We start from the raw sequence: 24,249 nt of genomic DNA, 5'->3' as shown, positions 1-24,249 counted from the left end.
CTGAAGACGACGGTACCTTGTCGCCGCGGTGGAATGGCCCCCCTTGACGGGAATCCCCCTCCGCGGGGCCTTCCCGTCAATAGGGGGTGGCCAGTCGTCCTCTTGCGTTGTCCTGTCAAGTGGTGCCGGTGACGGCTCAGACGGCCGTCGTGGTGCGCGTGGTCACGATCTGGTCGATCAGGCCGTACGCCACCGATTCCTCAGCGGTGAGGATCTTGTCGCGCTCGATGTCGTCGCGGATCTGCTCGATCGGCTGGGTGGAGTGCTTGGCCAGCATCTCCTCCAGCTGCACGCGCATCCGCTGCACCTCGCGCGCCGCGATCTCCAGGTCGGAGACCTGCCCGCGCCCGGTCTCGGAGTAGGGCTGGTGGATGAGCACCCGAGCGTTCGGCAGGGCCATGCGCTTGCCGTGCGTGCCGGCCGCGAGCAGCACGGCCGCGGCGGAGGCCGCCTGGCCCATGCACACCGTCTGGATCTCCGGCTTCACGAACTCCATCGTGTCGTAGATCGCGGTCAGCGCGGTGAACGAGCCGCCGGGGCTGTTGATGTAGATCTGGATGTCGCGGTCCGGGTCCATCGACTCCAGGCACAGCAGCTGCGCCATCACGTCGTTGGCCGAGGCGTCGTCGATCTGGACGCCGAGGAAGATCACGCGCTCCTCGAACAGCTTGGCGTACGGGTCGTACTCCCGCACACCCTGCGAGGTCCGCTCGACGAAGCGCGGAATGATGTAGCGGGACTCGGCCGGGAGACGCTCGTAGAGGCCGGAGCCGGGAAAGGAGTTCATCGGTTGTGTACCGCCTTGGTCGTTGGCTTTCGATCGGGGCTGCGGGGCGGGCAGGGCGGGCTCAGGCGCCCGTGCCGCCGCCGCCCGCGATGTCGGCCGCGCTGGTGATGACCCGGTCGATCAGGCCGTAGTCACGGGCCTCCTCGACGGTGAACCAGCGGTCCCGGTCGGCGTCCCGCTCCCACTGCTCGATGCTCACGCCCGAGTGCTCGGCGGAGAGCTTGGCCATCTTGGCCTTGGTGCGCAGCAGCTGCTCCGCGTGGATCTTGATGTCCGACGCGGAGCCGGCCAGGCCGGCGGAGGGCTGGTGGATCAGAATGTCGGCGTTGGGCAGCGCGTAGCGCTTGCCCGGGGCGCCGGCCGTCAGCAGGAACTGGCCCATCGAGGCGGCCAGGCCCATGGCGATGGTGACCACGTCGTTCTTGATGTACTGCATGGTGTCGTAGATCGCCATGCCGGCCTGGATGGAGCCGCCGGGGCTGTTGATGTAGAGGAAGATGTCCTTGTCCGGATCGGCGGCCAGGAGCAGCAGCTGCGCGGTGATCCGGTTGGCGATGTCATCGTCGACCGGCTGTCCCAGGAAGATGATCCGCTCGTCGAGCAGCCGGTTGTAAACCTGATCGCCGAGGCTGCCATTCTTCGGCTCCGCCATGGCGGAAGGCATCAAGAGCGTCACGTATCCACCTGCTCATTCTCGGACGGCCACGCGTACGCCCGGCCGTCGCTTGACATCTGCGTTGTACCTACGGACCCTAACGCGCTGTCCCGACCGACCCATCCCGACCTGGGAACTGTTCGCTGTGAGCGCAGGTCAGTCGTCGGCCTTCGCGGTGCCCTCGGCGGCGGCGTCCCCGGTCTCGGCCGGCGCGTCCTGCCCGGCCTCGGCCGCCGCGTCCTGCCCCGCCTCGTCCTCGTCCTCGTCGAGGTGGACCGGCTCGCCGTTGCTGTCGTTCACGGTGACGGACTCGACGACGGCGGCCAGCGCCTTGCCCCGGCGGACCTCGCCGACCAGCATCTGCACCTGGCCGCCCTCGACGACGGCCTTGGCGAACTGGTCGGGGCCCATGCCCGAGGACTGCGCGCGGCGCATCAGGTGCTCGGTCAGCTCCTCCTGGCTGACGCTGAGCTTCTCCTGCTTGGCGACCTCGTCCAGCACGAACTGGGTGCGGATGCCCTTCTCGGCCTGCTCCTTCAGCTCGGCCTCGAACTCCTCAAGGGACTTCTCCTGGAGCGCCAGGTAGGCGTCCAGGTCCATCCCCAGCTGGCCGAGCTGGTGGTGCTCCAGATTGTGCTTGCGGGTCTCGACCTCGTCCGCGAGCAGCTTCTGCGGGATCGGGACCTCGACCAGCTCGAGCAGCGCGTCCAGCACCTTCTCCTGGGCCTCGGTGGCCTGCTGGTACTTCTTCTCGTCGGCCAGCCGCGTGCGGCTGTCCTCGCGCAGCTCCGCCAGCGTGTCGAACTCGCTGGCGAGCTGGGCGAACTCGTCGTCCAGCTCGGGCAGTTCGCGACTGGAAACGGACTCGACCACCACCGAGACCTCGGCTTCGCTGCCGGCGCGGGAGCCGCCCTTCAGCTCGCTGGTGAACGTGGCGGTACCGCCGGCCTCCAGGCCGGTGACGGCCTCGTCCAGGCCGTCCAGCATCTGGCCCGAGCCGATGGTGTAGCTCACACCGGAGGCGACGCCGTCCTCCAGGACCTCGCCGTCGACGCGGGCCTCCAGGTCGATCTTGACCTCGTCGCCCTCGGCGGCGGCCCGCTCCACGACGGTGGAGGAGGCGAAGCGCTCGCGCAGCCGCTCGACGGCGGAGTCGATGTCCTCGTCGCTGACCTCGACGGCGTCGACGGTGACCTCGATACCGGAGTAGTCCGGGATCTCGATCTCGGGACGGATGTCCACCTCGGCGGTGAACGTCAGCAGCTCGTTGTCCTTGAGCTCGGTGATGTCCACCTCGGGCTGGCCGAGCGGGCTGATCTCGCCTTCGGTGAGCGCTTCGCTGTAGAACTTCGGAAGCGCTTCGTTCACCGCCTCTTCCAGCACCGCACCGCGGCCGAAACGCTGGTCGATGATGCGGGCCGGGATCTTGCCCTTGCGGAAGCCCGGCACCTGCACCTGCTGGTTGATCTTCCGGTACGCCGCGTCGAGGCTGGGCTTGAGCTCCTCGAAGGGCACCTCGACAGTGAGCCGAACCCGGGTGGGGTTCAGGGTCTCCACGGCGCTCTTCACGGTCGGTCTCCTTGGGGCTGGCATCAAGAGGGCTGGCGCGATTTTCTGAAGGAGCCCCTTACGCGGACACACGACAGGCGCGCGGGTCATTCATAGTACGTGGTCGGGGTGGCCGGATTCGAACCGACGGCCTTCCGCTCCCAAAGCGGACGCGCTGCCAAGCTGCGCCACACCCCGCAGAGGCTCACGACGCGACACGTAGCGTACAGGGCCGCACGCGGTGAGGTTTCCCCGGGACCGGCGGCACCCCGGCCCGCCCGCGCGACACGGGGGCACTGCTACGATGCACACCGTCGCGGGCGTAGCTCAATGGTAGAGCCCTGGTCTTCCAAACCAGCTACGCGGGTTCGATTCCCGTCGCCCGCTCCGTGTTGCAGGGCCCGGCCCCCCTCGGGGTGCCGGGCCTTGTGTGTCGGGTCACTCGCCGCCCGAGTCGTTGATGGAGTCGTCCACATTGTCGACCGCGTCGGTGACCCCGTTCAGGAAGTCCTCTATGGGGTCGGCCGCGCCGGTGGACGCGAGGGAGAAGCCGAAGAGGATCGCCACGATGGCCGGTCCCCACTTGATCACCCCGCCGCGGATCATGAAGAACATGATCACGCCGAACAGCAGGGCCAGAGAGAACGAAATAACCACAACTGATCACACCTTCGGAAGGTTCGCCTCTGCTCCGTCAGGGGCTTGACCACGGCCGCCGCACCCCCGCAGGCACCATCGTGCCATCAACGAGAGGTGCCGTGGAGAGCGGTGACGCACCGTCCGGTCGACCTGTACACCTCCCCCATACCCTGCGTACCAAGGTGTCCCGTTATCGTCCCGTTAGCTTCGGCGATCATTTCCGCGGGTAATTCCCCGGCCCTCACGGGCGGCGCGGGATTGGGTCGCCGCGCGGCCGTTCCGTCCCGGACGGCGCGCGGACCGGCGCGCGACCGGGAGGCTCGTGCGCGGTGATACGCCGCATTTAAGACGGCCAATTCATGCCATTTCGGACGTCGGATCGATCCATGCCCGCTCAGTCACCCGATTCACGACGTGCCACCGCATAATCCACCGGCCATGGCGTCCACACAATTTACGGACCCCCCGCGGGCCCGCTATCGTGCGGACAATGTTGCACGTCCGTAATCAACGAGCCCCTTTGCCCACGGCACGGGCCGAGGCGGCTGACCCCCCACCGACAGTCACGGACGGCTCGGCACGGGTGAAGCCGCGCGACCCCTACTTCGACAACGCCAAGTACCTGGCGATCCTCCTGGTGGCCGTGGGCCACGCCTGGACGCCGCTGCGGGACGACTCACAGACCGCCTCGGCCCTCTACCTCTTCGTCTACACCTTCCACATGCCGGCGTTCATCCTCATCGCCGGCTACTTCTCCCGCAACTACACCGGCAGGCCCGACCAGCTGAAGCGCCTGATCACCGGTGTCGGGGTGCCGTACCTGATCTTCGAGGCCGGGTACGTCCTCTTCAAGCGCTGGGGCACCGACAACCCCTCCGCACCGTTCAGCCTGCTCGACCCCTACTACGTCACCTGGTTCCTGATCGCCCTGTTCATCTGGCGGCTGACCGCGCCGATCTGGCGGATCGTCCGCTGGCCGGTGCCGGTCTCGCTCGCCATCGCGGTCCTCGCGTCCGTGTCCCCCCACATCGGCAACGACCTGAACCTCCAGCGGGTGCTCCAGCTCCTGCCGTTCTTCGTCATCGGGCTCCACCTGCGCCGCGAGCACTTCCACTGGGTGCGCGAGCGCTGGGTGCAACTGCTCGCCGTGCCCGCGATGCTGACCGCCCTCGTCGTCGCCTGGTGGGCGGTGCCGCGGATGGAGCACAGCTGGTTCTACCGAACCAACAGCGCCCAGGACATGGGCGCGGAGTGGTGGGCAGGCGTGGTGATGACGCCCGCCCTCTTCGGCTGCGGCCTGCTGCTCACCGCCTGCTTCCTGGCGTTCGTGCCGGAACGCCGCATGTGGTTCACGGCGCTCGGCGCCGGCACCATCTACGGCTACCTGCTGCACGGCTTCGTCGCCAAGGCGTCGCGCTGGTGGGACTGGTACGCGGCGGACTGGGTCAACTCCCCCGGCGGCCGGGTGGTGGTGACGGTGATCGGCGCCGCCGTGGTCACCGTGCTGTGCACGGCGCCGGTGCGGCGGGCGTTCCGCGTCCTGGTGGAGCCGTCCATGGACTGGGCGTTCCGCAAGGACACCGGCCCCAAGGACACCCGCAGCAAGGACACCGGCACCGGCGGCCACCGCCCGGCCAGAACCGGGAGTTGAGCCTCGGCCGCTACACCCGGACGCCGTGCCGGGCCAGGTAGGCCACGGGGTCGACGTCCGTGCCGTACGTGCGGTCGGCCCGTACCTCGAAGTGCAGGTGCGGGCCGGTGCTGCGCCCGGTGTTGCCGCTGTCCCCGACGGCGGTGCCGCCGCTCACGTCCTGGCCGGGGCGCACCGAGATCTCCGACAGGTGCGCGTACAGCGTGAAGTAGCCGTCCGTCATCTCGACGACCACGGCGTTGCCGTAGTCCCCCGCGTACTCGGCGAGGACCACCGTGCCGGGGCCGACGGAACGGACGGGGGTGCCGACCGGCGTCGCCCAGTCGATGCCCGTGTGGTACCCGGCCGCCCAGCCGCCAGGGATGCCGTAGGAGGCCGACACCGGGTGGCCCGTCACCGGCGCCGTCCAGCTCTCGGCCGCCACCGCGGGGCGGGCGGGGCCGACCTCGGCGGCCTCGGGGCGGGCGGGGAAGAAGTCGGCGGCCTCGGGGAGCGGGCCGAAGGGGATGTCGTACAGGCCGCCCGCCCAGGGTCCCGGCACGCCGCCCGCGGCCGGCCAGAAGTACGGTGCCGCGTCCTGCGTTCCGGCGGACGCCCCCTCGTGACCGACGGCGGGCACCGTCCACGGTCCCGTTATCACCAGCGAGCCCAGCAGCGTGCAGCCGACGGCACGGCGGGTCAGCCGGGCGGAAGTTGTCCTGCGGCGCGCGGCGGCGCGCCTGCCCGGCGCGGGTTTTCCGGTGGCGGTGCTTCGCGTGTGGTTCATGACACCGAGCCAAAAACACGGTGGGCGCCCGCGCATCCGCCCGCCGCCCGCGCGCACCGCCGATCGGCGGACATGTGACGGGTCGTGCGCCGCCGCATCGGCCCAGCTCACGCCGGTCAGCCGCGACGCCGGTCGCGGCCGGGAGCATTCCGCCCCGCCGGGTGATCACCCCCAGGGGTCACTCCCTGCTGATCAGGAGCAGCGCACGGTCGTCGTTGACGTCCTTGGCGACCGACTCGATCAGGTGCCAGGCGGCGCCGCGGAAGCCGGTGGTGACGTAGCGGTCGGCCTCCCCGGTGAGGCGGTCGATGCCCTCCGACAGGTCCCGGTCGGAACGTTCCACCAGGCCGTCGGTGAACAGCATGAGTACGTCGCCGCGGCGCAGCGTTCCCTTGGCGGGGAAGAACTCGGCGCCGTCGTAGACGCCGAGCAGCGGGCCCTCGCCCGCTATCTGCTGCCAGTGACCGGTCCCCGCGTTCAGCTGGACGCCGGGCAGGTGTCCGGCGGACAGCAGCTCGTAGTCGCCGGTGTCGAGGTCGAGCACGAGGTGCACGGAGGTCGCGAAGCCCTCGTCCCAGCTCTGCCGGAGCAGGTAGCCGTTGGCGGCGGGCAGGAAGGAGTGCGGCGGCAGCGAGCCGAGCAGCCCGCCGAACGCGCCGGAGAGCAGCAGCGAACGGGACGCGGCGTCCATGCCCTTGCCCGAGACGTCGGTGAGCACGACCTCCAGGGTGCGCCCCTCGGGCCCGGTGCGGGCCGCCACGACGAAGTCGCCGGAGAACGACTGGCCGCCGGCCGGGCGGAGCGACATCTCGCGGTGCCAGCCGCGGGGCAGCGCGGGCAGGGCGCTCTGGGCGCGGATGCGCTCCCGCAGGTCGAACAGCATGGTGCCGCCGCGCCGCCAGGGCACGCCGACGCGGCTGCGGAACTGGGCGATGAGCAGCCCGAACAGCGCAACCGAGGCGACGACGAGGATGCTGCCGGGGGTGACCGGGTCGGGCTCGGAGCGGCGGGCGTCGATGAAGACGGTCTCCAGCACCAGCGCGGTGGCCGCGACGGCGTACAGACCGATCAGGCTGGCCGGGCGGAGCAGCAGGCCGCCGGCGACCAGCGGCAGCACCAGCGCCTCGGGCGGGCACCACTCGGGCCAGACCACGGATGAGCCGCCGAGCAGCGGAACGGTGAGCAGCAGTGCGGCGAACGCGATCCAGTCGGAGCCGTCGCCGCGGAAGTAGTCGACCGCCGCCCGGCGCAGGCCGGTGCGCAGGCGGTGGGCCGCCTTGTGGGCCCGGACCCGCCTGACCGCCCAGGGTGCCTTGTCAGTGCCGCGCGCCATGACCTCGGACCTTATCCACCCGTTCGGCGGTGCGTCGAACCCTTGCCACGGGTCGCGGGCCCTTCGCGCCACCGTCGGTGAAGTAAATGTGTCGCCCGGTGTCGGGCACGTTGATAGAGATGGCCATATGACGAACGAGCTGCGGGTGCTTGCCGACTCCGAATGGACCGCCTGGTGGACCGCCCTGGACTGGGCCTTCGGCGGACTCCCCGAGTCGCGGGAAGAGCAGAAGCTGTGGCGCGACCTCACCGACTTCGGCCGCTCGTACGGCGTGTGGGACGCCGGGCAGCCGGTGGGCACGCTCGGCACGCTGACCATGGCCGTCTCGGTGCCGGGCGGCGCCGTGCTGCCCGTCGCGGGCGTCACGATGGTGAGCGTCGCCGCCACGCACCGGCGGCAGGGCATCCTGCGCACGATGATGCGCCGCGCCCTGGAGACCTACCGGGAGTCGGGCGAGCCGCTGGCGGCGCTGACGGCCTCCGAGCCGGCGATCTACGGCCGCTTCGGCTACGGCGCCGCCAGCCAGCGGCTGTCCGCGGACATCGATATCCACCGCGTGTCGCTCGGTCTGCCGCCGGGCGCCGACAACATCGCGCTGCGCGTGGTGGACCCGGCCGACGAGGCGGAACGCTGCGAGGCGCTGTACGCGCGGATCGTTCCCACCAGGCCGGGGATGCTCGCGCGCGGCCCCGGCTGGGAGCGGCTGCCGCTGCTCGACCCGCCCCAGGACCGCGCGGGCGCCTCGGCGCGGCGGTGCGTGCTGGCCGAGCGGGACGGGGAGCTGCTCGGGTACGCGCGGTACGCGCTGAAGCCGGAGTGGGAGCCGGCGGGGCCCAGGGGCACGGTCCTGGTGCGGGACCTGGACGCGGCCGAGCCGGCGGCCTACGGCGCGCTGCTGCGCTATCTGCACGGGATCGACCTGATGAGCACGCTCACGCTGGACAACCGGCCGGTGGACGACCCGTTCCTCCACATGGTGTCCGATGTGCGGCGCGCACGACTTCGCGTCGCGGACCGGCTGTATCTGCGCCCGGTGGACCTGGGCGCGGCGCTGGCGGGGCGCACCTATGCCACGGACGTGGATGTGGTGCTGGAGGTGTCCGACGGCTTCTGCCCATGGAACGAGGGGCGTTGGCGGCTGTCCGGCGGGCCGGGGGGCGCGGTGTGCGAACGGACGGCGGACGCCGCGGACCTGGCGCTGCCGGTGGCGGCGCTCGGGGCGGCGTATCTGGGCGGGACCTCGCTGGTCTCGCTCGCCGCGGCGGGCCGCGTCGAGGAGCTGCGCCCTGGCGCGCTCGGGTCCGCCGCGACCGCCTTCGGCAGCGCCGTCGCCCCGTGGCTCCCCCACGGCTTCTGACCCCATGCGCCCTCCCGCCCGATGCCGTGGAGGCCGAGGATACGGCGCGGGGGCGGCGGCCGGGAGCCCTTCAGCGGGCGCCGGGCAGATGGGGCTGGCAGCCCTGGCACCAGAAGAGGTTGCGGGCGGCCAGCTCCGCGCTGCGGACCTCGCCGCCGCAGACGTGGCAGTCCGCGCCGGCGCGGCGGTACACGTAGACCTCGCCGCCGTGGTCGTCCCGGCGCGGCGGGCGGCCCATGGCCTCGGGCATGTGCTCGGGGCGGACGGTGTCGATGCGCCCGGTGCGCAGGCCCTCGCGCATGAGGGCGACGAGGTCGGCCCAGATGCCGTCCCACTCCTCGCGATCGAGGTCGCGGCCCGGCCGGTAGGGGCCGATGCCGCGTCGGAACAGCACCTCGGCGCGGTAGATGTTGCCGGGTCCCGCGACGACGCTCTGGTCCATCAGCAGCCCCGCGATGGCGCTGCGGGCCGCTGAGACGCGGCGCCAGGCCCGTTCGGGGTCGGCGTCGGGCCGCAGCGGGTCGGGGCCGAGGCGGTCGGTGACGGCCTGCTTCTCCGGATCGCCGATCAGCGTGCAGGTGTTGGGGCCGCGCAGGTCGGCCCAGCCGCCAGGACCGGTGAGCCGCAGCCGGATCTGGCCGGCCGGCGCGGGCGCGGGCCCGTCGCCGAAGGCGACCTTGCCGTACAGGCCGAGGTGGATGTGGACCCAGCCGAGGCCCGCGAACCCGAGGAACAGGTGCTTGCCGTGCGCCTCCGCCGCGGTCATCGGCTGCCCGTCGAGCAGCGCGGCGGCGTCGGCGAACTTCCCCTGCGGGCTGGCGGCGTGCACGGGACGGCTGCCGCGGAACCTGCGGCCGTACTCGGCGGCCAGCCGGTGAACGGTGTGCCCTTCCGGCACCGCGGGCTCAGTCCCGGCCCGGCAGGGGCGGCAGGGTGCCGTCCGCCTCGTAGGCGGTGAGCATGCCGATGCGGCGGCTGTGCCGTTCCTCGCCGGAGTAGGGGGTGGCGAGGAAGACGGCGACGAACGACGTGGCCTCGTCCGTGCTGTGCATGCGGGAGCCGATGCTCAGCACGTTGGCGTCGTTGTGCTGGCGGCCGAGGCGTGCGGTCTCCTCGCTCCAGGCGAGGGCGCAGCGCACCCCGGCCACCTTGTTGGCGGCGATGGCCTCGCCGTTGCCCGAGCCGCCGATGACGATGCCCAGGGCGCCCGGGTCGGCGGCGGCGCGCTCGGCGGCGCGCAGGCAGAACGGCGGGTAGTCGTCCTGGGCGTCGAACTGGTGGGGGCCGCAGTCCACCGGGTCGTGACCGTGGCCCTTCAGCCAGTCGGTGAGGTGGGCCTTGAGTTCATAGCCGGCGTGGTCGGAGCCGAGGTAGACACGCATGAGGAGGAGTCTGGCACGGGCCGCCCGCCGGCCGTCGGTCAGTCCCGGCCCCCGCGCCCGAGGACGTACCAGGCGGCGGGGAGCGCGCCCATGGCGAGCGCGGCCTTGAGGGCGTCGCCCAGCAGGAACGGGACGAGGCCGGCGTCGACGGCCTCGGCCGCGGACATCCCGGTGGCCAGAGCGAGGTAGGGAACGCCGACGGCGTAGGTGAGGGCCGTGCCCGCGGCCATGGTGCCCGCGGTCCGCGGCAGGGTGCGGTCGCCGCCGCGGCGGGCCAGGGCGCCGACGAGGGCGGCGGCGGCCGTCATGCCGAGGACATAGCCGAAGGACGGCATGCCCCAGCCGGAGGTGCCCTCGGAGAACCAGGGCATGCCCGCCATCCCGGCCAGCGTGTAGAGCAGCAGGGAGGCCAGGGCGCGGCCGGGGCCGAAGGAGGCGCCGATGAGCAGGGCGGCGAACGTCTGCCCGGTGACCGGAACGGGCGATCCCGGCACGGGCACGGCGATCTGGGCGGCGGCGCCGGTGAGGGCGGCGCCGCCCGCGACGAGGGCCACGTCGCGCAGCCGGGCCCTGGGGGCGGTGGTGGCAGGCAGCAGGTCGGCGAGAACAGCGGTGCTCATGGACGGGCTCCTTCGGGGACGCGGCGGTCAAGGGGACGCGCACGACGCTAGCCGAACGGGTGCCGCCGCACGGCGTGAGCTTGATGACACCCGGACGCGGGAAGACTGGTGCTGGTAGCGTGCTCTTGCAAGTTAGATGCAATAAGAGATGACAGGCAATTAGTGGAGATGGGCAACGGCATGGCCACGTACACCCTCCCCGACCTCCCGTACGACTACTCCGCCCTGGAGCCGGTCATCAGCGGCGAGATCATCGAGCTGCACCACGACAAGCACCACGCCGGCTACGTCAAGGGTGCGAACGACACGCTGGAGCAGCTCGCCCAGGCGCGGGAGACGGACCAGTGGGGGACGATCAACGGCCTGGAGAAGAACCTGGCGTTCCACCTCTCCGGCCACATCCTGCACTCCATCTACTGGCACAACATGACGGGCGACGGCGGCGGCGAGCCGCTGGAGCGCGACGGGACGGGCGAGCTGGCCGACGCCGTGGCCGAGTCCTTCGGCTCCTTCGCCCGTTTCAAGGCGCAGCTGTCCAAGGCCGCCGCCACCACCCAGGGCTCGGGCTGGGGCGTGCTGGCCTACGAGCCGGTCAGCGGGCGTCTGATCGTCGAGCAGATCTACGACCACCAGGGGAACGTCGGGCAGGGCTCGGTGCCGATCCTCGTCTTCGACGCCTGGGAGCACGCCTTCTACCTCCAGTACCGCAACCAGAAGGTGGACTTCGTCGAGGCGATGTGGCGCGTGGTGAACTGGCAGGACGTCGCGGCCCGTTACACCGCCGCCAAGCAGCGGGCCGACACGCTGCTGCTCGCCCCCTGAAGCATCCGGAGTCCCGCACAGGCCCCCCGGCCGCCTGATCGTCTTCTCACCCCCTTCACCGGGCAGGCGGCCGGACAAGGGAACGGCCCCCGCGCGTACATCCCGCGCGGGGGCCGTCGTCGTGCGGCGCGGATCAGTCGAACTGGGGCTCCGCGTCGCGGGTCCGCTTGATCTCGTAGAAGCCGGGCGTGGCGGCCACCAGCAGCGTGCCGTCCCAGAGCCGGGCCGCCGCCTCGCCCTTCGGCGCCGGGGTGACGACGGGGCCGAAGAACGCGATCTGCTCGCCGTCGGCGCCCGGCACCGCGATCACCGGCGTGCCCACGTCCTGGCCGACCAGGTCGATCCCGGCCTTGTGGGAGGCCCGCAACTCGGCGTCGTAGGCGTCGGAGTCCGCCGCGTCGGCCAGCTTCTCCGGCAGCCCGGCCGCCACGAGCGCCTCGGCGATCGTCTCGCGGTTCTGCTCACGGCCCTGCGGGTGGAAGCGGTTGCCCAGCTCGGTGTAGAGCCGGCCGAGCACCTCGCTGCCGTGCTCCTGCTCCGCGGCGATGCACACGCGCACCGGCCCCCAGCCGGCGTGCAGCATCTCGCGGTAGCGCTCCGGCAGTTCGTCCATCTTCGGCTCGTTGAGCACGGACAGGCTCATCACGTGCCAGCGGACCTCGACCGGGCGCACCTTCTCGACTTCCAGCATCCACCGGGACGTCATCCACGCCCACGGGCACAGCGGGTCGAACCAGAAGTCTGCGGGGGTCTTTTCGGGCATAGGGCTCTCCTGTCCGGCGTTCGGCAACTGCGACGATCCTCGCGCCTAACGCCTGCGGCGCGCGACACATTCCGCCGTGCGCCGTCCGGGGGCCCGTGACATGCTGGCTCGCGCATGCAATGGGAGTAAACCGGATAGGGAAGCCGGAGATGGGGAGGCGCACGTGCCCGGAGAGAACCTGACCCGTGACGAGGCCCGCGAGCGGGCCCGGCTGCTCACCGTTCACGGGTACGAGGTGGCGCTCGACGTCAGGTCCGCGACCGAGCCCGCACCGGCCGCCGGGCCGCGCACGTTCCGCTCGACCACCACCATCCGCTTCTCCTGCGCCGAGGAGGGCGCCGCCTCCTTCGCCGATCTGCTGGCGCCGCACGTGCACTCCGTGACGCTCAACGGCGAGCCGCTGGTCGTGGACCAGGTCTTCGACGGCACCCGCATCGCGCTCGCGGGGCTCGCCGCGGAGAACGAGCTGGTGGTGGACGCGGCCTGCGCCTACAGCCGCACCGGCGAGGGCCTGCACCACTTCGCGGACCCGGAGGACGGCGAGACCTACCTCTACACCCAGTACGAGCCGGCCGACGCCCGCCGGGTGTTCGCCAACTTCGAACAGCCGGACCTGAAGGCGCCGTTCACCTTCCGCGTCACCGCCCCGGCGGACTGGACGGTGCTCAGCAACGGCGAGGAGGCCGGGCGCGAGCAGCTGTCCCAGCCCGGCCGGGCCGCGGCGACCTGGACGTTCGCCACCACCCGGCCCATCTCCACGTACATCACGGCGGTCGTCGCGGGCCCCTACCACTACGTGCGCGACCACTACACGCGCGAGCTGCCCGACGGCACGGTGCTGGAGATTCCGCTCGGGGCGCTGTGCCGCAAGGGCCTGGCCCGGCACTTCGACGCCGAGGAGATCTTCACGCTCACCAAGCAGGGTCTTGACTTCTTCCACGAGCACTTCGCCTTCCCCTACCCGTTCGGCACCTACGACCAGGCGTTCGTGCCCGAGTACAACATCGGCGCCATGGAGAACCCGGGCCTCGTCACGTTCCGCGAGGAGTACGTCTTCCGCGGCAGGACCACGCGCGCCGCCTACCAGGGCCGGGCCAACACGCTGCTGCACGAGATGGCGCACATGTGGTTCGGCGACCTGGTCACCATGGAGTGGTGGGACGATCTGTGGCTGAAGGAGTCGTTCGCCGACTTCATGGGCGCGTTCTCGCTGGTGGAGGCCACCCGCTTCGACGAGGGCTGGATCGCCTTCGCCAACCGCCGCAAGGCGTGGGCCTACCGGGCCGACCAGCTGCCCTCCACCCACCCGATCACGGCCGACATCCGTGACCTTGAGGACGCCAAGCTCAACTTCGACGGCATCACCTACGCCAAGGGCGCCTCGGTGCTCAAGCAGCTGGTCGCCTACGCGGGCCGGGAGGCGTTCCTCGAAGGCGCGCGCCGCTACTTCAGGCGGCACGCCTACGGCAACACGCGCCTCGACGACCTGCTGGCGGTGCTCTCCGAGACCTCGGGCCGCGACATGCACGCCTGGTCGCGGGCCTGGCTGGAGACCACCGGCGTCAACGCGCTGACCCCGCAGCCCGCCTACGGCGCGGACGGGCGCCTCACCGGCCTCACCGTGCTCCAGGAGGCGCCCGCCGCACACCCGACGCTGCGCCCGCACCGCGTCGCCGTCGGGCTTTACGGGGCGGCGGAGCCGGGTGGCCCGATCGAGCGGTACGCCCGCGCCGAGGTGGACGTGTCCGGGCCGAGCACGCCCGTTCCCGAGCTGGCCGGGCAGCCGGCGCCCACGTTCGTACTCGTCAACGACGACGACCTGACGTACTGCAAGACGCGCTTCGACGAGCGGTCGCTCGACGGGCTGCGGGCGGGCCTCGGGGCCGTCGCCGACCCGCTGGCCCGCGCCCTGTGCTGGTCCGCCCTGTGGAACCTGACCCGGGACGGCCTGCTGCCCGCCAGTGAATTCCTGGTGCTGGTCGAGCAGTTCGGCGGGTACGAGACGCAGGTGGGCGTACTTCAGATGGTGCACGCCTGGGCGCGCACCGCGCAGCTGCACTACACGGCGCCCGAGCGGCGCGAGACGGCCCGCGCCGAGCTGGCCGCGGCGGCCGTCGGCGAGCTGCGGCGGGCCACGCCCGGCAGCGACCACCAGCTGGCATGGGCCCGCTTCCTGGCCGTCTGCGCCGCATCGGACGCGGACGCGCAGCTGCTGACCGGGCTGCTGGACGGCACCGCGCGGATCGACGGCCTCGACGTGGACCAGGAGCTGCGCTGGGCGTTCCTCGAACCGCTGGCCGCCGGCGGCTACGCGGGCGAGGACACCATCGCCGCGGAGCTGGCGCGGGACGACACCGCGTCCGGCCGGCGCCACCAGGTGCGCTGCCTGGCCGCGCGCCCCTCGGCCGAGGTGAAGGCCGCGGCCTGGCGGGACGTCGTGGAGTCCGACCGGCTGTCCAACGCGCTGACCGAGGCGACGATCGCGGGCTTCGCCCGCCCGGGGCGGCCCGACCTGCTCGCGCCGTACGTGCCGCGGTACTTCGCCGCGCTTCTGCGGGTGTGGGAGGAGCGGTCCATCGAGACCGCCATCGCCCTGGTGCACGGCCTGTTCCCCGGCCACGGCGACCAGTCCGTGCTGGACGCCACGGACGCCTGGCTGGCCGGCCACCCGGACGCGGCACCCGCGCTGCGCCGCATGGTCCTCGAGGAGCGCGACGACCTGGCGCGGGCGCTGCGCGCGCGGGCCGCGGACGGCCCGCCGCGGTAGCGGCCGACGGCTCCCCGGCCGGGTGCCGCGCCCGCCGCGCCTGCCGCGCACCCGGCCGAATGCCGAACACCTGTGCATTGGGGCGGAGTTGTCCCTGTTTGCCGACGGCTCTGTAACAGAGGTGGGGAACGCACCCGCGGGCGGGAATCGCCGCAGCATGACCGACAACACGCCCCTCACCCCGCGCCCCCTGCACCGGCTCGCGGACGGGTCGCCCCCGGTGATGACCGCGGCCGAACTGCGCCGGCACGGGGTGCCCCCGGCGGCCGCCCACGAGCGGTGCCGGCCCGGCGGGCCCTGGCAGATGCCGCTGCCCGGCGTCTTCGTGCTGCACAACGGGCCGCTGACCGGGGCGGAAACCCTGCACGCCGTGCTGCGCTACACCGGCGGCCCCCAGGGGCAGGCGGTGATCAGCGGCCTGGCCGCCCTCGACCTGCACGGCTTCACGGGCGCGCCGCCGCCGGCCGCGCTCGACCGCGTGGACGTGCTGGTGCCGCGCGTGCGGCGACTGCGTTCCGTGGGCTGCGTGCGGATCGTGCGCACCCACCGCCTGCCGGAGCCGGTGCCGCGGCACGGCTTCCCGGTCGCCCCGGTGCCGCGGGCCCTGGTGGACGCGGTGGGCCGGCTGCCGGACGAGGCGACCGTGCACCGGTTGCTGGCCGAGGCCGTCCGCGGCGGCCACTGCGAACCGCACGAGATCCTGCGGGAGTTGGCCAGGGCCAGGCTCCCGGGCCGACCGCACCTGACGGTGGCGGTCGACGCGCTGGTCGCGGAGGGCCGCGCGCTCGCGGAGCAGCGGCTGCTGACGGCGGTGCACGAGGGCGGGCTGCCCGTGCCGTGCTGGAACGTCGGCCTGTGGCTGCCGGGCGGGCCGTTCCTGTGCAATGTGGACGCCTACTGGCCGGAGCGGGCCGTCGCGGTGGACATCGACGCCCGGGTGCCGCGGCAGCGCGGCGGCTCCCCCGACCGGGCCGAGACCTCGCGCCGCCACCAGACGCTGACCGGGCTCGGCGTCACCGTCATCCGCCTCACCCCGCGCGGCCTCGCCGACTCCCCAGGGGCGCAGGCCGACGCGGTGCGCGCCGCGCTGCGCGCCGCCGGGCGGGCGCCGCGGGCGGGCTCTGTCGTGGTTCTGCCACGCTGAGCCGCGCCGGGGCCCGCGGCGGCCCCCGGTGCCAAACCTCGATGACAGGAATGCGACAACTTTTCGGCAACTCCGCCCGGCAAGTGATCATTTCCGTAGGATGGCCGGTCATCCTTCCAGAACCGAACAAGGATGCCCATGTCACTGAGACCCGGTTCCCATCCCACGAGTCCCGGCCGACGGCGTGTGCACCGCACGGTGCTCGCCGCCGGCCTCGTTGCCGCCCTCTCCCTCGCCGGGGCCGCCCCCGCCCTGGCCGAGGACGAGGCCGGGCAGCCGATGGCGGACAAGCCGATCGGCGAGAAGTTCGGCACCCAGGACGCCGCCCTGCTCGCCGAGGCCAAGAACGCGGACGAGCCGTTCGTCACCCTGCTGCTCGCCACCGAGCCCGGCGCGACCGAAGAGGTCGCCGACCAGCTCGACGCCGTCCCCGGCGCCTCCGTCGGCTTCACCGAGGACAGCATCGGCTACGTCCGCGCGACCGTGCCCACCGGCCGCGCCGACACCGCGATCGACGAGGCCACCGGCCTGGACGCGGTGCGCGCCATCGACCTGAACGACGAGATACGGGTGCCCGACCCGCTGCCCGCGCCCGGCAGCGGCGCCGAAACATTCTCGGCCGAACGGTCCTACGACGGGCCCGACGAGGACACCCGCGCGGAGAACCCGTACCAGCCCTCCCACGAGACCGGCGCGGTCGAGTTCGTCGACGACCACCGCAGGTACGACGGCCGCGGCGTGACCATCGGCGTGCTCGACACCGGCGTCGACCTCGGCCACCCCGCGCTCCAGGAGACCACCACCGGCGAGCGCAAGATCGTGGACTCGGTGACCGCGACCGACCCGATCATCGACAACGACGCCTCCTGGCGCCCGATGCTCACCGGGGTCGCCGGGCCCTCGTTCACCTACGAGGACCGCGAGTACACCGCGCCCGAGGGTGACTACCTGATCAACGTCTTCCGCGAGAACGTCGCCGTCGGCGAGATCGGCGGGGACGTGAACCGGGACGGCGACACCGGGGACTCCTGGGGCGTGCTCTACGACCCGGCCGCCGGCACCGTCCGGGTGGACCTGAACGACAACGGTGACTTCACCGACGACGCCGAGATGGCGCCTCACCGCGAGAACCACGACATCGGCCACTTCGGCACCGACGACCCGGAGACCGAGATCGCCGAGTCCCTGCCGTTCGTCGTCGAGATCCGCGAGAACGTCCCCATGGACCCCTACGGCGGGGACTGGATCGGCGAGACCCGGGACTTCGTCAACATAGGCATCGTCTCCGGCCGCCACGGCACCCACGTCGCGGGCATCACCGCGGCCAACGGGCTGTTCGGCGGCGACATGAACGGCGCCGCCCCCGGCGCGCAGATCGTGTCCGCGCGCGCCTGCGTCTTCGGCGGCGGCTGCACCTACACCGCGCTGTTCGAGGGCATGATCGATCTCGTCGTCAACCGCGACGTCGACCTCGTCAATGTGTCGATCGGCGGCCTGCCGGCGCTCAACGACGGCAACAACGCCCGCGCCCACCTGTACAACGAGCTGATCGACACCCACGACGTCCAGCTGTTCATCTCCGCGGGCAACGACGGCCCCGGCACCAACACGATCAGCGACCCGTCCGTCGCCGAGAAGGTCGTCAGCGTCGGCGCGTCCATCTCCCGCGAGACCTGGGCCGCCAACTACGGCTCCGGCGTGCGCACCTCCTACGCGATGCTGCCGTTCTCCTCCGCGGGGCCGCGCGACGACGGCGGCTTCAAGCCCACCGTCACCGGGCCTGGCGCCTCCATCAACACCATCCCCACCTGGCAGCCCGGCAGCCCCGTCGCCGAGGCCGGGTACGACCTGCCGCCGGGCTACGGCATGCTCCAGGGCACGTCGATGTCCTCGCCGCAGGTCGCCGGCGCCGCGGCGCTGCTGCTCTCCGCGGCGGGACAGCGCGGCATCGAGCTGTCGGCCGCCGACCTGCGCACCGCGCTGACCAGCTCGGCCGACCCCATCCGCGGCGTCCAGGCGCACGAGCAGGGCGCAGGACTCGTCGACACCGAGGGCGCCTGGCGGCTGATCACCCGCGGCGCGACCGCGCACGGCTACACCGTCGAGGCCCCGGTGGACCACGACATGGCCGAGTTCCTGGCCACCCCGGGCGTCGGCACCGGCATCTACGACCGCGAATCCGCCCCGGCCGTCGGCGAGTCGGAGCGTTACGAGGTCACCATCACCCGCACCACCGGGCCCGACCGCCCCGTGCGGCACACCCTCGACCTGGCCAACAACCACGACCGCACGTTCCGCATCGACGGACGCTCCACGGTGTGGCTGCCGCTGGACGAGCCGGTGACCGTCACCGTGCAGGCCAGGCCGCGTGCCCTCGGCGCGCACAGCGCGATCCTCGAAGTGGACGACCAGCGCACGCAGGGCACGGACCACCAGATCCTGGCCACCGTCATCGTGCCGCAGGAACTGTCCGGGCCCGACTTCTCGCTCAGCGAGTCGGGCACCGCCCAGCGCAACGACGCCACCTCCTACTTCGTCACCGTGCCCGAGGGCACGCGGACCCTGGAGGTCGCCCTGAACGGCCTGGCCGAGGGCAGCCAGACCCGGTGGATCGCCATCACCCCGTGGGGCACCCTCGCCGACGACTCCACCAGCACCTTCTGCTACCCCAATTACGACAACCCGGCCAACACCTGCCGCCCCGACCTGCGCTCCTACGCCAACCCCACGCCGGGCGTGTGGGAGATCGAGGTCGAGTCGCGGCGCACCTCGCCGCTGCTGAACAACCCGTACGAGCTGACCGCGACGGCGCTGGGCACCACGTTCAACCCCGAGACCCTCGAACTCGGCCACGTCGACGCGGGCGTCCCCGCCTCGGTGGCCTGGGGCGTCACCAACGACTTCGCGCCCCTGACCGGCACCGCGGAGTCCGGCGAGCTGGGCTCGGCACTGAACGCCACCCCGACCATCGCACACGGCGAGTACGTGACGACCACCGTCGACCTCGGCGAGGACGTCTCCTCGTTCACCGCGACGATCGGCGCGCCCGCCGACCCGGGCGCCGACCTCGACCTGTTCGTGTACCGCGACGGCGAGCTGGTCGGCAGTTCCACCAGCTCCGGCTCCGAGGAGACCATCAGCCTCCCCGAGCCGGCGGCCGGCACCTACACCGTCGAGGTGCACGGCTACTCGGTGCCGCAGGGCACCACCACCTACACCCACCGGGACGCCTACCTCAGCCCGGCGCTCGGCACGGTCACGGTGGACGAGGAACGCGTGATCGAGCTCGACACCGGCGCGACCACGTCCGTTCCCGCCGAGATCACCGCCACCGCGGCGGCGGCCGACGCGGGTCCTGGCCGTGAGATCTTCGGCGAGGTCAGGTTGCTCAACGCGGCCGGCACCCTCACCGGGACGGGCCACCTCGCCATCCACCACGTGACGCCGTAACGACGGCGGCTCCACACCCGCGGGGGCGGGCGGACGGCGGGTGCGCCGTTCGCCCGCCCCCGCCGCGTGCGCGCTCCGCGTGCGCGCTCCGCGTTCGCCTGCCCCCGGCGCGCCGTGGCGTGGCGTGGAAGGATGCGAAGCACGACGCACGACGAAGGAGACCACCAGGTGCCTGGCACGAATCTGACCCGGCAAGAGGCGCAGGAGCGGGCGCGGCTGCTCGGCGTGGACGGCTACGAGATCACCCTCGATCTCTCCGGCGCCCCGGAGGGGGGTACCTTCCGCTCCGAGACGACCGTGCACTTCACGGCGCGGTCCGCGGGAGCCACCTTCGCCGACCTGATCGCCCCCGCGGTCCACGAGGTGGTGCTCAACGGCACCGTCCTCGACCCGGCCGAGGTGTTCGCCGACTCCCGCATCGCGCTGCCCGCCGTCGTGGCGGGGCACAACGAGCTGCGGGTGGTCGCCGACTGCGCCTACACCAACACCGGCGAGGGACTGCACCGCTCCGTCGACCCGGTCGACCAGCAGGTGTACCTCTACACCCAGTTCGAGGTGCCGGACGCCCGCCGCGTCTTCGCCTGCTTCGAACAACCGGACCTCAAGGGCACGTTCCGCTTCACCGTCACCGCCCCCGAGGGCTGGACGGTCATCTCCAACTCGCCCACCCCCAGGCCGGAGAACGGCGTCTGGCGCTTCGAGCCGACCCCGCGCGTCTCCACCTACATCACGGCCCTGATCGCCGGCCCCTACCACTCGGTGCACAGCAGCTGGGAAGGCGAGGGGCGGACCGTTCCGCTGGGCATCTACTGCCGGCCCTCGCTGGCCGAGCACCTCGACGCGGAGGCGCTGTTCGAGGTCACGCGGCAGGGCTTCGACTGGTTCGAGGAGAAGTTCGACCACCCGTACCCGTTCGCCAAGTACGACCAGTTGTTCGTCCCCGAGTTCAACGCGGGCGCCATGGAGAACGCCGGCGCGGTCACCATCCGCGATCAGTACGTCTTCCGCTCCAAGGTGACGGACGCGGCCTACGAGATGCGGGCCGAGACCATCCTGCACGAGCTGGCCCACATGTGGTTCGGCGACCTGGTCACCATGGAGTGGTGGAACGACCTGTGGCTGAACGAGTCGTTCGCCACCTACACCTCGATCGCCTGCCAGGCCCACGCGCCCGGCAGCCGGTGGCCGCACGCCTGGACCTCGTTCGCCAACCAGATGAAGACCTGGGCCTACCGGCAGGACCAGCTTCCCTCCACCCACCCGATCATGGCCGAGATCCGCGACCTTGACGACGTCCTGGTCAACTTCGACGGCATCACCTACGCCAAGGGCGCTTCCGTCCTCAAGCAGCTCGTCGCGTACGTCGGCCAGGACGCGTTCTTCCGCGGCGTCCAGACCTACTTCAAGCGCCACGCCTGGGGCAACACCCGGCTGACCGACCTGCTGACGGCGCTGGAGGAGACCAGCGGACGCGACCTGAAGACGTGGTCACAAGCCTGGCTCGAGACCGCGGGCATCAATGTGCTGCGCCCCGACCTCACCGTCGACGCGGCGGGCACCATCACCGCGTTCGCCGTCCGCCAGGAGGCGCCGCCGCTGCCGGCGGGCGCCACCGGCGAGGCCGTGCTGCGCCCGCACCGCATCGCCATCGGCCTGTACGAGCTGCGCGACGGCGCCCTGGTGCGGACCGACCGGATCGAGCTGGACGTCGACGGCGAGCTGACGCGGGTACCGGAACTGACGGGCCGCCCGCGCCCCGACGTTCTCCTGCTCAACGACGACGACCTGTCGTACGCGAAGGTGCGGCTCGACCCCGACTCGATGGCGACGGTCACCGCGCACCTGGGCGACTTCACCGAATCGCTGCCGCGCGCCCTGTGCTGGGCGTCCGCCTGGGACATGACGCGCGACGGCGAGATGGCCGCCCGCGACTACCTGGCGCTGGTGCTGGCCGGGATCGGCAAGGAGACCGACATCGGCATGGTGCAGACCCTGCACCGGCAGGTCAAGCTGGCCCTCGACCTGTACGCGGCGCCCGACTGGCGCGAGACCGGCCTGGCCACCTGGTCCGAGGCGACCCTGGAACGGCTGCGCGGCGCCGCACCCGGCAGCGACCACCAGCTCGCCTGGGCACGGGCCTTCGCCGCCACCGCGCGCACCGACGCGCAACTCGGCGTGCTCGCCGGGCTGCTGGACGGCACCGAATCGTTCGAGGGCCTGGCCGTCGACACCGACCTGCGCTGGGCCCTGGTGCAGCGGCTTGCGGCCACCGGGCGCGCGGACGAGGCCGCCATCGCCGCCGAGCTGGCCCGCGACGCCACCTCGGCCGGTGAACGGCACGCCGCGGCGGCCCGCGCGGCGCGCCCCACCCCCGAGGCGAAGGCCGAGGCGTGGGCGTCGGTCGTGGAGGGCGACAAGCTGCCGAACGCGCTCCAGGAGGCGGTCATCGGCGGCTTCGTGCAGATCGACCAGCGCGAACTGCTCGCGCCGTACACGGAGAAGTACTTCGCGGCGCTGAAGGACGTGTGGGACAGCCGCAGCCACGAGATGGCGCAGCAGATCGCGGTCGGGCTCTACCCGTCCGTCCAGGTCGCGCGGGAGACCCTGGAGGTCACGGACGCCTGGCTGGTGACGGCCGAACCCTCGGCCGCACTGCGCCGCCTGGTCACCGAATCCCGCGCAGGCGTCGAACGAGCCCTGACCGCCCAAGCCGCCGACGCGGCCTCTGCCTGAGCCCCCACCCGCCGGTCCCCCGGCGGCCCACACGGGCCGCCGGGGGGAGGCCTCGGGCCTTTTCCGCTCGTGGTTCGCGCGATCAGCCGCCGAGGGACTGATCCAGCATCCCCGTCTTGGCGGCACCGATGAACGCCGACCAGGCCTTCGCGGAAACGTGAGCAGCAGGGATGGACCGGTCCTTGGTGTCACGCACGGCGACCACGGGGGCCGCACTGCTCGCGGCAACCTCGACGCAGTTGCCGTTACTGGCCGTGTAGCTGCTCGTGCGCCACTCGGCATCGTGAAGGGCGACCGGGTGGGAATCGGCCGACTTCGTCATCTCAGACCAGCTCACTCTCAAGACGTTGCACCAGCTCAAGCGTAGCGTGCTCATCGAGAGCTGCGGCCGACAGATTCCGGAACAGACGACTGAGCCGCCTCATGGCCAGAGGCTCGTCCCGCAGGCTCGTCGTCGCCTCGGCCGACTCCGTGAACGCCACGTCGGGGTCACCGTCCCTTTCCGTGGCAAACAAGCTGAAAGCTCCGGTACTTGCGCCCTTCTCCCCGGCCTCGAACGGGATGACTTTGAAGGTCACGTGCGGAAGCCTCGCGGCCTCGCCCAGCTTGCGCAACTGGGCACGCATCACCTGCGCGCCGCCGACCTGCAAGCGAAGCGCGGCCTCGGTGACGACCGCGTCGAAGATCAAAGGCTCGTTCTCCCGCAACCGCTCCTGCCGTCGCATGCGTACCTCGACCAAGCTTTCGACCTGGTCGGGGCCGAGCGCCGCGTAGCCACCAGCGGTAACGGCGTGCGCGTACTCCTCGGTTTGCAGCAGCCCGGGAATCAGAAGCGTCTGGTATTCGCAGCCACGGCCGGCCTCGGCCTCGTAGGCCAGAAACTCGCTGTAGTTCGCGCTGATCACGTCGTTGTACGCATGCCACCACGGTGGGACCCGCTGCCTCCCCCGCTTCATCAGCGTGGTCAGGTCCTTCCGCCGGGCATCGCTGACTTCGTACAGCTCCATGAAGCCTTCGAAGTCCTTCGGCGTGCAAGCCCGCTTCCCCAACTCGATCCTGCTGACCTTCGAGTTGTGGCAGTTGAGGTGAGCGCCGACGTCTTCCGTGGTCAGCCCAGTCCTATCGCGGAGCTTCCGCAGCTCCGCACCCAGCTTCCTGCGGGCAGTGAGCGGGCTGACGTTGGATACCACGGCCACGGCTGATCTCCCTCCGGGGGTTGCGGCGACCGACGAGCGCAGCGCCGCCTGTCACAGACCCCGGATCACTCTAGCGGGTGGCCTGACGCAGAGTTTTGGCAGATTGCCAAGCAGAGTATTGACGTCATGTCGGCGGGCTGGCCATCATGAAGCCCATAACCCTGCGCATCTCAGCGGTGACTCCTCGTGCCCGGGTGCGCTCAGGTGCGTCCTTGGAGGTGCCATGTCCGTTCCGGTACGACCCGTCAGCAGGCCCGCGTATGGGTGGGCGTTAACGGTCCGCGAAAGTGAGATCGAGTTCTGGCGTCGGGCCGTGGTGACGGTCTTCGAGCGCTGGGACGCTCCGCCCCACTGCGTCGAGGTGGCCCGGCTCGGCGTCTCCGAGCTGCTCACGAATGTGGCCAAGCACGCCGGGACCGGGCGGTGTTACCTCCGCCTTCTCCGGATCGGCCCGGAAGCGGTCGTTCAGGTCCACGACCGTTCGCGGACTCTGCCGGTGATCACCGAGCCGGACCGGGAGGGCGAAGACGGCCGTGGACTGTGGCTGCTGCGGGAGATGGCCGACCGGCTGGGGTGCGAGGTGACGCACCGTCGGCACGGAAAGATCGTCTGGTTCTCGTGCGTGCTGTCCCAGGA

Annotated in this window: 20 protein-coding genes and 2 tRNA genes; 9 read left to right on the top strand and 13 right to left on the bottom strand. The window is 71.8% G+C overall.

Features of this window, described 5'->3' with window-relative positions:
- Positions 1-136 precede the first annotated feature (136 nt).
- The 4 genes from STBA_RS24930 to STBA_RS24915 all read right to left on the bottom strand — a co-directional run bounded on the left by STBA_RS24930 (position 137) and on the right by STBA_RS24915 (position 3,188).
- Positions 137-787 (bottom strand): ATP-dependent Clp protease proteolytic subunit, encoded by a 651-nt coding sequence (locus STBA_RS24930; protein ID WP_077061376.1) that lies wholly within the window; start codon positions 785-787, stop codon positions 137-139.
- Between the two features lie 61 nt (positions 788-848).
- A complete protein-coding gene (locus STBA_RS24925; protein ID WP_077061375.1) occupies positions 849-1,463 on the bottom strand; it encodes an ATP-dependent Clp protease proteolytic subunit in 615 nt (204 codons plus the stop codon).
- 135 nt (positions 1,464-1,598) lie between these two features.
- Complete coding sequence (tig, locus tag STBA_RS24920; protein WP_077061374.1) at positions 1,599-3,011, bottom strand: trigger factor; 1,413 nt, start codon at positions 3,009-3,011, stop codon at positions 1,599-1,601.
- 100 nt (positions 3,012-3,111) lie between these two features.
- Positions 3,112-3,188, bottom strand: a tRNA-Pro gene (locus tag STBA_RS24915).
- 118 nt (positions 3,189-3,306) lie between these two features.
- Here STBA_RS24915 and STBA_RS24910 point away from each other — a divergent pair.
- Positions 3,307-3,377, top strand: a tRNA-Gly gene (locus tag STBA_RS24910).
- A 51-nt stretch (positions 3,378-3,428) separates the two neighbouring features.
- On the opposite strand, the gene STBA_RS24905 is transcribed toward STBA_RS24910, so the two are convergent.
- Positions 3,429-3,647 carry a hypothetical protein gene (locus tag STBA_RS24905; RefSeq protein WP_077061373.1) on the bottom strand — a complete coding sequence of 73 codons (219 nt, stop codon included), beginning with the start codon at positions 3,645-3,647 and terminating at the stop codon, positions 3,429-3,431.
- A 565-nt stretch (positions 3,648-4,212) separates the two neighbouring features.
- On the opposite strand from STBA_RS24905, the gene STBA_RS24900 reads away from it, so the two are divergent.
- Positions 4,213-5,280, top strand: coding sequence for an acyltransferase family protein (locus tag STBA_RS24900; protein WP_366510875.1), 1,068 nt, complete (start codon positions 4,213-4,215; stop codon positions 5,278-5,280).
- Between the two features lie 10 nt (positions 5,281-5,290).
- Here STBA_RS24900 and STBA_RS24895 read toward each other — a convergent pair whose 3' ends face one another.
- Entirely contained in the window at positions 5,291-6,046 is a 756-nt protein-coding gene (locus STBA_RS24895; RefSeq protein ID WP_077061371.1) for a M23 family metallopeptidase, read from the bottom strand.
- Between the two features lie 178 nt (positions 6,047-6,224).
- The gene (locus STBA_RS24890; protein ID WP_077061370.1) at positions 6,225-7,379 is read right to left on the bottom strand and encodes a PP2C family protein-serine/threonine phosphatase; all 1,155 of its coding nucleotides are present in this window, start codon (positions 7,377-7,379) and stop codon (positions 6,225-6,227) included.
- A 127-nt stretch (positions 7,380-7,506) separates the two neighbouring features.
- Between STBA_RS24890 and STBA_RS24885 the strand changes: the two genes are divergently transcribed.
- Entirely contained in the window at positions 7,507-8,736 is a 1,230-nt protein-coding gene (locus STBA_RS24885; protein WP_077061369.1) for a GNAT family N-acetyltransferase, read from the top strand.
- 70 nt (positions 8,737-8,806) lie between these two features.
- Here the strand turns inward: STBA_RS24885 and STBA_RS24880 are convergent, their stop codons facing one another.
- Genes STBA_RS24880 through STBA_RS24870 form a run of 3 tightly spaced genes read right to left on the bottom strand, consistent with a single transcriptional unit; the run spans position 8,807 to position 10,738 of the window.
- Complete coding sequence (locus tag STBA_RS24880; protein WP_077061368.1) at positions 8,807-9,634, bottom strand: DNA-formamidopyrimidine glycosylase family protein; 828 nt, start codon at positions 9,632-9,634, stop codon at positions 8,807-8,809.
- A gap of 7 nt (positions 9,635-9,641) precedes the next feature.
- The gene (locus tag STBA_RS24875; RefSeq protein ID WP_077061367.1) at positions 9,642-10,118 is read right to left on the bottom strand and encodes a ribose-5-phosphate isomerase; all 477 of its coding nucleotides are present in this window, start codon (positions 10,116-10,118) and stop codon (positions 9,642-9,644) included.
- A 38-nt stretch (positions 10,119-10,156) separates the two neighbouring features.
- A complete protein-coding gene (locus tag STBA_RS24870; RefSeq protein ID WP_077061366.1) occupies positions 10,157-10,738 on the bottom strand; it encodes a biotin transporter BioY in 582 nt (193 codons plus the stop codon).
- A gap of 180 nt (positions 10,739-10,918) precedes the next feature.
- On the opposite strand from STBA_RS24870, the gene STBA_RS24865 reads away from it, so the two are divergent.
- Positions 10,919-11,560 (top strand): superoxide dismutase, encoded by a 642-nt coding sequence (locus STBA_RS24865; RefSeq protein ID WP_077063568.1) that lies wholly within the window; start codon positions 10,919-10,921, stop codon positions 11,558-11,560.
- Positions 11,561-11,693: 133 nt separating this feature from the next.
- Here STBA_RS24865 and STBA_RS24860 read toward each other — a convergent pair whose 3' ends face one another.
- Positions 11,694-12,323 carry a disulfide bond formation protein DsbA gene (locus tag STBA_RS24860; RefSeq protein ID WP_077061365.1) on the bottom strand — a complete coding sequence of 210 codons (630 nt, stop codon included), beginning with the start codon at positions 12,321-12,323 and terminating at the stop codon, positions 11,694-11,696.
- Between the two features lie 163 nt (positions 12,324-12,486).
- On the opposite strand from STBA_RS24860, the gene pepN (STBA_RS24855) reads away from it, so the two are divergent.
- The 4 genes from pepN (STBA_RS24855) (at position 12,487) to pepN (STBA_RS24840) (ending at position 22,417) form a co-directional block, all read left to right on the top strand.
- Positions 12,487-15,090, top strand: a complete 2,604-nt coding sequence (pepN, locus tag STBA_RS24855) for an aminopeptidase N (RefSeq protein WP_077061364.1) — start codon at positions 12,487-12,489, stop codon at positions 15,088-15,090.
- A gap of 157 nt (positions 15,091-15,247) precedes the next feature.
- The gene (locus tag STBA_RS24850; RefSeq protein WP_077061363.1) at positions 15,248-16,234 is read left to right on the top strand and encodes a hypothetical protein; all 987 of its coding nucleotides are present in this window, start codon (positions 15,248-15,250) and stop codon (positions 16,232-16,234) included.
- A 138-nt stretch (positions 16,235-16,372) separates the two neighbouring features.
- Positions 16,373-19,684, top strand: coding sequence for a S8 family serine peptidase (locus STBA_RS24845; protein ID WP_107485107.1), 3,312 nt, complete (start codon positions 16,373-16,375; stop codon positions 19,682-19,684).
- Positions 19,685-19,852: 168 nt separating this feature from the next.
- Positions 19,853-22,417: an aminopeptidase N gene (gene pepN / locus STBA_RS24840; protein ID WP_077061361.1), complete on the top strand. Its 2,565-nt coding sequence runs from the start codon at positions 19,853-19,855 to the stop codon at positions 22,415-22,417.
- Positions 22,418-22,499: 82 nt separating this feature from the next.
- On the opposite strand, the gene STBA_RS24835 is transcribed toward pepN (STBA_RS24840), so the two are convergent.
- Together STBA_RS24835 and STBA_RS24830 are read right to left on the bottom strand one after the other, a co-directional pair.
- Positions 22,500-22,754: a DUF397 domain-containing protein gene (locus STBA_RS24835; protein ID WP_253194977.1), complete on the bottom strand. Its 255-nt coding sequence runs from the start codon at positions 22,752-22,754 to the stop codon at positions 22,500-22,502.
- Complete coding sequence (locus tag STBA_RS24830) at positions 22,741-23,613, bottom strand: helix-turn-helix transcriptional regulator (protein ID WP_077061359.1); 873 nt, start codon at positions 23,611-23,613, stop codon at positions 22,741-22,743. The genes STBA_RS24835 and STBA_RS24830 overlap by 14 nt, the downstream gene beginning before the upstream one ends.
- 313 nt (positions 23,614-23,926) lie before the next feature.
- On the opposite strand from STBA_RS24830, the gene STBA_RS24825 reads away from it, so the two are divergent.
- Positions 23,927-24,249: ATP-binding protein (locus STBA_RS24825; RefSeq protein ID WP_253194975.1), on the top strand; the 323-nt coding region annotated here is incomplete at its 3' end.

Source organism: Streptomyces sp. MP131-18 (genome assembly GCF_001984575.1).
GTDB classification, from domain to species: domain Bacteria; phylum Actinomycetota; class Actinomycetes; order Streptomycetales; family Streptomycetaceae; genus Streptomyces; species Streptomyces johnsoniae.
Note: the sequence above shows the minus strand (reverse complement) of the source record. Positions and strands in the feature narration are given on the sequence as shown.

Coding starts and splice junctions, on each gene's coding strand:
- STBA_RS24845 (WP_107485107.1), top strand. CDS start 16,373: ATGTCACTGAGACCCGGTTCCCATCCCACGAGTCCCGGCCGACGGCGT.
- STBA_RS24895 (WP_077061371.1), bottom strand. CDS start 6,046: ATGAACCACACGCGAAGCACCGCCACCGGAAAACCCGCGCCGGGCAGG.
- STBA_RS24875 (WP_077061367.1), bottom strand. CDS start 10,118: ATGCGTGTCTACCTCGGCTCCGACCACGCCGGCTATGAACTCAAGGCC.
- STBA_RS24850 (WP_077061363.1), top strand. CDS start 15,248: ATGACCGACAACACGCCCCTCACCCCGCGCCCCCTGCACCGGCTCGCG.
- STBA_RS24885 (WP_077061369.1), top strand. CDS start 7,507: ATGACGAACGAGCTGCGGGTGCTTGCCGACTCCGAATGGACCGCCTGG.
- STBA_RS24890 (WP_077061370.1), bottom strand. CDS start 7,379: ATGGCGCGCGGCACTGACAAGGCACCCTGGGCGGTCAGGCGGGTCCGG.
- STBA_RS24870 (WP_077061366.1), bottom strand. CDS start 10,738: ATGAGCACCGCTGTTCTCGCCGACCTGCTGCCTGCCACCACCGCCCCC.
- STBA_RS24865 (WP_077063568.1), top strand. CDS start 10,919: ATGGCCACGTACACCCTCCCCGACCTCCCGTACGACTACTCCGCCCTG.
- STBA_RS24860 (WP_077061365.1), bottom strand. CDS start 12,323: ATGCCCGAAAAGACCCCCGCAGACTTCTGGTTCGACCCGCTGTGCCCG.
- STBA_RS24930 (WP_077061376.1), bottom strand. CDS start 787: ATGAACTCCTTTCCCGGCTCCGGCCTCTACGAGCGTCTCCCGGCCGAG.